Here is an 8,269-nt window from a genome sequence, read left to right on the forward strand (position 1 = left end):
GGGGTGACCAGAAAATTATTGATACAACGTAATTTTGAATTCATAATTATGTCAATAAAAAATCTGACGCGCCATTGAAGCTGTACTGGAGCATGAATGCCTAACCTGCTGGAAAGTCTTGAAAAGCGCGTTGAAGGAGATCTGCTGTTTGACGATTTCTCGCGCGGACGCTACGCCACAGATGCGTCGCTTTATCAGATGATGCCGCTGGGTGTGCTCTCGCCGAAATCCGAAGATGACATTCGCGCAGCACTGGATATTGCCTCGGAACAGGGCGTGTCGGTTCTTGCCCGCGGCGGGGGCACTTCGCAGTGTGGCCAAACCGTTAACACAGGCCTCGTGCTCGACAATACCCAGTATTTTAACGACATCCTCGAACTCGATGTCGAAAACTGTCGCTGTGTTGTACGTCCGGGCATCGTGCTCGACGAGCTTAACCGGGTGCTGAAGCCACATGGGCTCTGGTTTCCTGTTGACGTCTCCACCGCGTCGCGGGCGACGATCGGCGGCATGGCCGGCAATAATTCCTGCGGCGGCAAATCTCTGCGGTATGGCATGATGCGTGACAATGTGCTGTCAATCGACGCTCTCATGGCGGATGGCAGCAAACACAGGTTTGGCCCTGCAGGCGGTGATTACGCACAGGATTTCACGAACCTTTCTGAAGACCTGCTGCGTCTCGGCGCCCGCGAGGCGCTTGAGATCGATACCCGTTTTCCCAAAGTGATGCGGCGTGTCGGGGGCTACAACATCGACGCGCTGGTGCCGATGAACACGCCAAACAATCTTGCGCATCTGCTTGTCGGCTCAGAAGGAACGCTCGCCTATTCCACAGCTATCGAGCTGAAACTGTCGCCTTTGATCCGGGACAAGGTGCTCGGGGTCTGTCATTTCCCGACCTTCTATCAAGCGATGGATGCAGCCCAGCATCTGGTGACGCTCAGGCCGCAGGGCGTTGAACTGATTGATTCGACGATGATCGCTCTGGGACGGGACATCCCGCTTTTTCGCCAGACAATCTCGGATTTCGTAACCGGCACCCCGGAGGCGCTGCTGCTGGTGGAATTTGCCGAGGAAGACCCGGCGCGGAACCTTCCAAAGCTCAAAGAGCTTGAAGACATGATGGGAGATCTGGGGTTCTCCTGGACCGGCACCGGTAAATCCTGGGGTGGCGTGACGCCTGTAGCCGAGCCCGGATTGCAAAACGCAATTGCCGAGTTCCGCAAATCAGGACTGAACATCATGATGTCGATGAAGGCAGAGGGCAAACCGGTATCTTTTGTCGAGGACTGCGCGGTCGAACTGCCTGATCTGGCAGAGTACACCGCGGAGCTGACGGATGTTTTTGACAAACACGGCACCAGGGGGACATGGTATGCCCATGCTTCTGTCGGATGTCTGCATGTGCGGCCCGTGCTGAACCTCAAGCTGGATCAGGACGTCAGCAAAATGCGCGCGATCGCCGAAGAATGCTTTGATCTGGTCGCAAAGTACAAAGGATCGCATTCAGGAGAGCATGGTGACGGCCTTGTGCGTTCCGAATTCCACGAAAAGATGTTCGGCGCGCGCATGGTCGAAAACTTCGGCGAGGTGAAGAAGCGGTTTGACCCCGAGGGGCTGTTTAACCCCGGGAAAATTGTCGATCCGCCAAAGATGGATGACCGGACGCTCTTTCGCTATGGCCCGGAATACGCCGTGCCCGGTTTTGATACCGGACTGGACTGGTCCGAATGGCCGGGCAGTGCGGGCGGATTTCAGGGCGCCGTTGAGATGTGCAACAATAACGGCGCCTGCCGGAAGCTCAAAGGTGGCGTCATGTGCCCGTCGTTCCGGGTCACGCGCAAGGAACAGGACCTGACGCGTGGTCGGGCAAACACTTTGCGGCTCGCCATATCTGGTCAGCTCGGGCCGGATGCGCTGGCCTCCGATGAGATGGCAGAGACGATGGAGTTTTGCGTGTCCTGCAAGGGCTGCAAGCGCGAATGCCCGACGGGCGTTGATATGGCGCGCATGAAGATCGAGGTGCTCGCGGCGCGCGCGGCGAAGAACGGGATCAGCCTGCATGACCGGCTGGTTGCCTGGCTGCCGCGCTATGCGCCCTGGGCTTCACGGCTGTCGTTTCTGGCCAACCTGCGTAATTCTGTGCCGGGCCTCTCGAAGCTGCTGGAAAAGCCCACCGGTTTTACCGCGTCGCGCAAGCTGCCTGTGTGGAGTTCCAGGCCGTTCAGAGACAGCGAAGTGTCCTTGTCGGACGATCCGCAGGCCGTTCTTTTTGCCGATAGTTTCAACCGGTACTTTGAGCCCGAAAACCTGCGCGCCGCCGTCAAGGTGCTTGATGCGGCCCGTGTGCCATTTGTCGTGGCGCGCTCCCCGAAAGGCGAGCGCCCTTTATGTTGCGGCCGGACGTTTCTGTCTGCGGGCCTGGTGGAGGAAGCCCGCACAGAGGCGCAGAGGCTTGTGAATGCGCTGATGCCCTATGTCGAAAAAGGCCTGCCCGTCATCGGGCTCGAACCCAGCTGTCTGCTGACCCTGAGAGATGAAATTCCGGGGCTCCTGCCGGGCAAAGACGCCGAACGCCTTGCTAAGAAAGCGCGGATGCTGGAAGAGTACATTGCCGATCAGGAGGACAATCCGGACTTCGACCTGCCCCTGCAATCGCCCGCGCACAAGGTGCTGCTTCACGGGCATTGTCACCAGAAGGCGCTTGGGGTGATGAGCAGCATTGAAAAGACGCTGGCCCGGCTGCCCGATACGGAAGTGGGGGTTATCGAGACAAGTTGCTGTGGCATGGCGGGCGCATTCGGCTATGGCGTCGAAACGCATGAAATCTCGCGCAGAATGGCAGAGGCGGATCTTGCGCCCGCCGTGCGCGCGGCAGACAAGGACACGCTGATCGTCGCAGACGGAACATCTTGCCGCCACCAGATGGCGGACACGACAGGCCGGCAACCGATCCATGTGGCGCGGCTGCTGGAAATGGCCCTGACGCAGCCGGGCGGGACTGATCATGTTTGAAAACTCTGCGCCACAGGCCATCTCCCGCAAATCGCTGCACCAGGAGCTGGTGGACCGGCTGCAACAAATGCTGATCAGCGGCGAGCTGTCCCCCGGCGCCAAGGTGCCGGAGAAAAACCTCTGCGCGCAGTTCGGCGTGTCCCGGACCCCTATGCGTGAAGCGTTGAAGGTGCTGGCGTCTGAAGGTCTGATCCGGCTGGAGCCGAACCGGGGGGCCTGGGTCACGAAAGTGACCGTCAGCGAGGTGAACGAGGTATTTCCTGTACTCGGCGCGCTTGAAGCTCTGTCGGGAGAGCTTGCATGTGAAAATATCACCGATGCCGGCATCGACGCGGTCCGGTCACTTCATCTGGAAATGGTCGAAAAGTATAACGCACGTGATCTCGACGGCTATTTCGCGATCAATCAGAGGATTCATCGTGTCATCCTGCTGGCTGCAGGCAACGACACGCTGACCACGTCCTGTCAGGCGCTGTCGCTGCGGATGCAGCGCGCGCGCTATCTCGCCAATATGTCCGAGGAACGCTGGCGCACGGCCATCGCGGAGCACGAAAAGATCCTGTTGTATCTTAGTGAGCGAAACGGTCCGGAACTTGGACGGACCCTCGCCGGGCATATGGAGACGAAACGGGCTTCCATCGTGAAGTGGTTGCAAAACGCCTGATACATACAGCAGGTGCGCCTTATCCTTAATAACCAGACGCGTCCTGTGTTATTGGTCCGGTACGGGCCTCCCCCCGGCACTGGCACTATTGATGCCGGCGGTTATCGGTGCAGGTCCGCCTGAGCCTGGCTGCACTTCTCCGCTAAAGGCTGACGGAGGCTCCGGCCCGGACTACTTCAGCGTTCTCTTTAATCCTGATCCGGCAGCCTGGACACCGCGATGGTAGTTCCATGCGCCCTGGTCGTCTTTTGCAGCATCGCCCGGGGTCAATATGGTGCTGTTTGATGTGTATCTGCGGGAAATCGCACAGGATGACACGACCGCCCGGCACTGACGAAACGGCCATATCGCTGCCAGGCGCAGTGCGGCGGGTGCCCGGCGTGATCCGTCACTTGATTGAAGCTTCATGAATGTCCATGCTCGGCAGCATGGCATTTGACATCAACGCATGGCTGAGCGGACTGGGACTGTCGCAATACGCAGAGCCCTTTGCGCAGCATGATGTGGATGAAAGAGTGCTGCCGCTGCTCACAGGCGATGATCTTAAGGAACTCGGCGTGAGTTTTGGCCACAGAAAGATTCTGCTGGCAGCGATCGGGGGCCTGCAGGGTGATCATGATAACGTTCCTCAGGAAAGCCCGCAGGCAGGGCAGAGACCTGAAAAGGACCGGTCGCACAGTGAGGCCTCTGCCAGCAGGTCTTTCCCGTCAAAGCCTGATGCAGGTGCTCTTGCGGAGCGCCGCCATCTCACCGTTCTCTTTGCCGATCTCGTCAGTTCGACAAAGCTGACCAATCGTCTCGACCCTGAAGACATGCGTCTTCTTTTGCAGCGCTATCAGGACGCAGTTGCGGGCGCCGTCAGTCGCTACGGAGGATACGTGGCCAAGTATCTCGGCGACGGGTTGCTGGTATTTTTCGGATGGCCGAGCGCCTATGAGGATCACGCTGTGCGCGCGGTCAAGGCCGGGCTGGACGCAGTGCAACGCGTAAGCGCGATGAAAACACCGGACGGAGAGCCTCTGGCGGTGCGTCTGGGCATTGCCAGCGGTGAGGTGGTGGTCGGCGACACCATCGGAGAAAATACCTATGAAGAGGGGGCGATGACCGGCCCGATCGTTAATCTCGCGGCGCGGATCCAGGAGCATGCGCCGCCCAATTCCATCGTATTGCCGGCAGAAGAAACCGAAACCGCACTGCGTCGGATATTTGAATTTGCCTCGCTGGGCCCGGTCGACCTCAAAGGCTTTGACGCGCCACGTACGCTGTTGCAGGTGATTGCGGAGCGCAGCGCGGAAAGCCGGTTTCGCGCGGTGCACCGTGAGGACGCCGGCACCGTTCTGGTCGGCCGGAATTTCGAGAAAGGGATCCTTGAACAGGCCTGGCAAAGGGCGGGCAACGGCAAAGGCGAAGTTGTGCTGCTTGCGGGCGAGGCCGGCATCGGCAAATCCCGCCTGACCGAAGAGTTTCTGGCCAGCACAACAGTCGCCGGCAATGCGGATATTATCCGGCTGAACTGCTCGCCCTATCTGACCAGCAGCCCGTTTCATCCGGTCGCGGAGCGGATATCTCAGGACGCAGGCGTCGAGCCTGGGTTTGACGACGATCGCGTTTTGGAACAGGTGCGCGCGATGCTGACGATACGGCCCGGCATTGATCTGGCGCAGGTCCTTCCGGTTTTCGCCGCTCTGGTGGCGCCGCGCAGCGCGGTTGCGCAGCAGATCATCGGATTGACCCCGCAGGAACAGCGCGACATCACCATACGGACCCTGATTGATACGGTCAAAGCCCGCTCAGGTGTCTGTCCGGTGATCCTGTTCGTCGAAGACGCGCACTGGATCGACCCGTCAACACATGCGCTTATCGACCGCTTCACGGCCATCTGTGCGGATCTGCCGCTGATGATTCTGATCACGCACCGGCCAGGCTGGGTCCTGAACCGGGATGATGGCGACGCCCATGTGCAGACCCTGCAACTGCGCCGCTTTGATTCACAGCATGTCGCCGACCTCGTACGCAACATTTCCGGACGTGAGCCGGACGAGGATCTGGTGCAGACCATCATCGAAAAGACCGACGGGGTCCCGCTTTTTGTCGAGGAACTGACACGGGCAATTGTGACGTCAGGTGACCAGGGCAAACTGAACGTGCCCTCCTCTCTGAAGGGCGCACTGATGGCCCGGCTCGATGCGGTTTCACCGGATGCCAAACAGGTCGCCCTCACCGGGTCAGTGATCGGCCGTGAATTTGAACCTGATCTCCTTGGTGCAGCGATGGGCCGGAACCCGGCGGACATTCACACGCCACTTGGGGAACTTTGCCGGTCAGGTCTGATTTTTGAGAGCGGGCACAATCGCGGCCACTATGTTTTCCGGCACGCGCTTATTCGCGACACGGCGTATCAGTCCATGCTGGCCTCCACCCGCAGGGATCAGCATGCCCGCGTCGCGGCTGCCCTGACAGAGCTCAGGTCCGCGGAAACTGAGCGGCGCCCCGAGCTTGTCGCCCACCACCTGACCGCGGCGGAAGACTGGGCCGCGGCCTTTCAGCGCTGGCGGTCTGCCACGGAAACAGCCCTCGCAAGGTCGGCCGGTCACGAGGCGATGGCCAATTCCAAAGAAGCCCTCAGAGCCGCACGCGAACTGGGGGATGAGACCAGCCGTGAAGTGATCACCGGCAAGATTCTTATCGGTCGGGGTTATGACAGTGTCGGCAGACTGCCCGAGGGCATTGCCGCTCTGAAAGAAGCATCGCAGGCAGCGCAGGACATCGGTGATGTTGAGATTGCGGCGGATGCGGCCCATCATTTCGCAGATTCCTGCATGATGGCCGGCCAGGCGCATGAAGAAGCAATCAAAGTGTGCCTGAAGGCACTGGGTGATCTGCCGGGCACAGACGAGGTACGCCGCTGCAAACTCATGAGCCAGCTTGCACGGACCTATATGTTCACAGGCCAGTTTGCGGAAAGTGCCGATTACAGCCAGCAATGCCTGAAACTGGCCGCGAAGCTGGGAGACCTGAAATCCCAGTTCCACGTTATGATGGCGCGCTTTGCCGCGGCCTTTGTCGCCCGCCAGGAAAGCGAAGTGCGCGACTGGCGCCAGAATCTTGAGGCGATGCACAAGGTGGCCGAACAGCTCGGCACGATCGACCAGGGTCGTGAGCGGACACTGAGCCTTTTCGTCGGTGCGGAAATGGCGGACCGTCAGCTGATGGACCACTCGCTTGCACTGCTGAGTGACATTTCGACAAAGGACGATCATCGCCAGCTCTACTGGGTGCAGATACATGCCCGCGCGATGGTTGCCACCCTGGAAGGGGATTTCGCGCGCGCCGAGACCTATGCCGGCGAGGCTGTAAAGATCGGGCGGCATACCCACGGCAAACATGTCGAGGGTGTTTTCGGCGTCCAGATGTTTACGATCCGCCGGGAACAGGGCCGTCTGAACGAAGTTGCCCCGGTTATCAAACGCCTGATGACCGAAAGCCCGGGGGATGCCAGCTGGAAGCCCGGTTTTGGCGTTATCGCGGCTGAACTGGGATACAGAGACGCCGCCGCGCGTATCCTGAGCGAAATGTCTGAAACCGGTTTTGCTCTTAATCCGGACGCCATGTACTCGACCACTCTGTCATATCTGGCAGAGATCTGCATCGCAGTGGCCAGTGAAAATCATGCCGCAACCATATATGAAAGGCTGCTTCCCTACGAAAACCTGACAATCACTGCGGGTGCGACCACAGCCTGCACCGGCGCCGCGGCGCGCAGGCTGGGCAATCTCGCAGCTCTGGCGGGCGACTGGGACACAGCAGAGCAAATGTTTGAAAAAGCGATTGAAATCGACACCCGGATGAAGGCGCCTCCGTGGATTGCTCACAGCAAAGCCGGTTTTGCCGCGGCCCTGAAGCGTCGCGGACGTGCAAAGGACGCGGCTCAGGCGTTGCATCTGGAGGCTGAGGCGTTGGCAATCGCCCGTGATTTGGGTATGGTTTCGCTCAGATCAAAGCTTGAAGGCAGGGCAACGTAAGAGCTGGTGCCGAAAATTGCGAGGCTGATTATGCCAAGGTTTATTATTGAAAGACAGTTCGCTGAACAACTTGAAGTGGACGACGACTCAAGGCTTAAAATCAAAGAAGTGAATGATGAAGAAGGCATAGAATGGATTTTTTCCTTTCTGAGCGCTGACAAGCGTAAAACCTACTGCCTGTATGAAGCGCCCGACGAGGACAGCATCCGCAAAGCTGCCGAGCGGCTCAACATTCCGGCAGACGTCATCACACCTGTGGACCGGATTGACCCTGGCATTTTCGCCTGAGAGTCAGAACGGCGCACGAAACCGGTTTTTCTTATGCCCTGTCACCGGGATCAGGTGAGACGCGGCTTTTTTCCGTGTGCCAGTTGAGGCAGTTGCGCAAGAAGCCTTACCTGAAAACGGAAGGCTAATTCTTATGTTTGATCTCAATTCACTTGATGGCGGTGCTGTTGCCGTCACGCAGGACGCACTTGACACCCTCGACGGGTCACTCCGGGCGGGGTGCACCTGAAAGGCAGCGCAGAATACGATGACGCCCGCACCATCTGGAATGGTATGGTTG

Annotated in this window: 4 protein-coding genes; all 4 read left to right on the forward strand. The window is 59.0% G+C overall.

The features are described 5' to 3' along the window. Positions 1–96 precede the first annotated feature (96 nt). The 4 genes from Q0M35_RS06370 to Q0M35_RS06385 all read left to right on the forward strand — a co-directional run bounded on the left by Q0M35_RS06370 (position 97) and on the right by Q0M35_RS06385 (position 7,989). Complete coding sequence (locus Q0M35_RS06370; RefSeq protein ID WP_295313379.1) at positions 97–3,015, forward strand: FAD-binding oxidoreductase; 2,919 nt, start codon at positions 97–99, stop codon at positions 3,013–3,015. Next, the gene (locus tag Q0M35_RS06375; protein WP_295313380.1) at positions 3,008–3,679 is read left to right on the forward strand and encodes a GntR family transcriptional regulator; all 672 of its coding nucleotides are present in this window, start codon (positions 3,008–3,010) and stop codon (positions 3,677–3,679) included. The genes Q0M35_RS06370 and Q0M35_RS06375 overlap by 8 nt, the downstream gene beginning before the upstream one ends. A gap of 428 nt (positions 3,680–4,107) precedes the next feature. Next, positions 4,108–7,701: an adenylate/guanylate cyclase domain-containing protein gene (locus Q0M35_RS06380; RefSeq protein ID WP_295313381.1), complete on the forward strand. Its 3,594-nt coding sequence runs from the start codon at positions 4,108–4,110 to the stop codon at positions 7,699–7,701. A 30-nt stretch (positions 7,702–7,731) separates the two neighbouring features. After that, the gene (locus Q0M35_RS06385) at positions 7,732–7,989 is read left to right on the forward strand and encodes a DUF4242 domain-containing protein (protein WP_295313382.1); all 258 of its coding nucleotides are present in this window, start codon (positions 7,732–7,734) and stop codon (positions 7,987–7,989) included. Positions 7,990–8,269 lie beyond the last annotated feature (280 nt).

Origin of the sequence: Roseobacter sp., assembly GCF_024639605.1 — a bacterium.
Taxonomy (GTDB): Bacteria; Pseudomonadota; Alphaproteobacteria; order Rhodobacterales; family Rhodobacteraceae; genus Roseobacter.

Coding starts and splice junctions, on each gene's coding strand:
- Q0M35_RS06385 (WP_295313382.1), top strand. CDS start 7,732: ATGCCAAGGTTTATTATTGAAAGACAGTTCGCTGAACAACTTGAAGTG.
- Q0M35_RS06375 (WP_295313380.1), top strand. CDS start 3,008: ATGTTTGAAAACTCTGCGCCACAGGCCATCTCCCGCAAATCGCTGCAC.
- Q0M35_RS06370 (WP_295313379.1), top strand. CDS start 97: ATGCCTAACCTGCTGGAAAGTCTTGAAAAGCGCGTTGAAGGAGATCTG.
- Q0M35_RS06380 (WP_295313381.1), top strand. CDS start 4,108: ATGGCATTTGACATCAACGCATGGCTGAGCGGACTGGGACTGTCGCAA.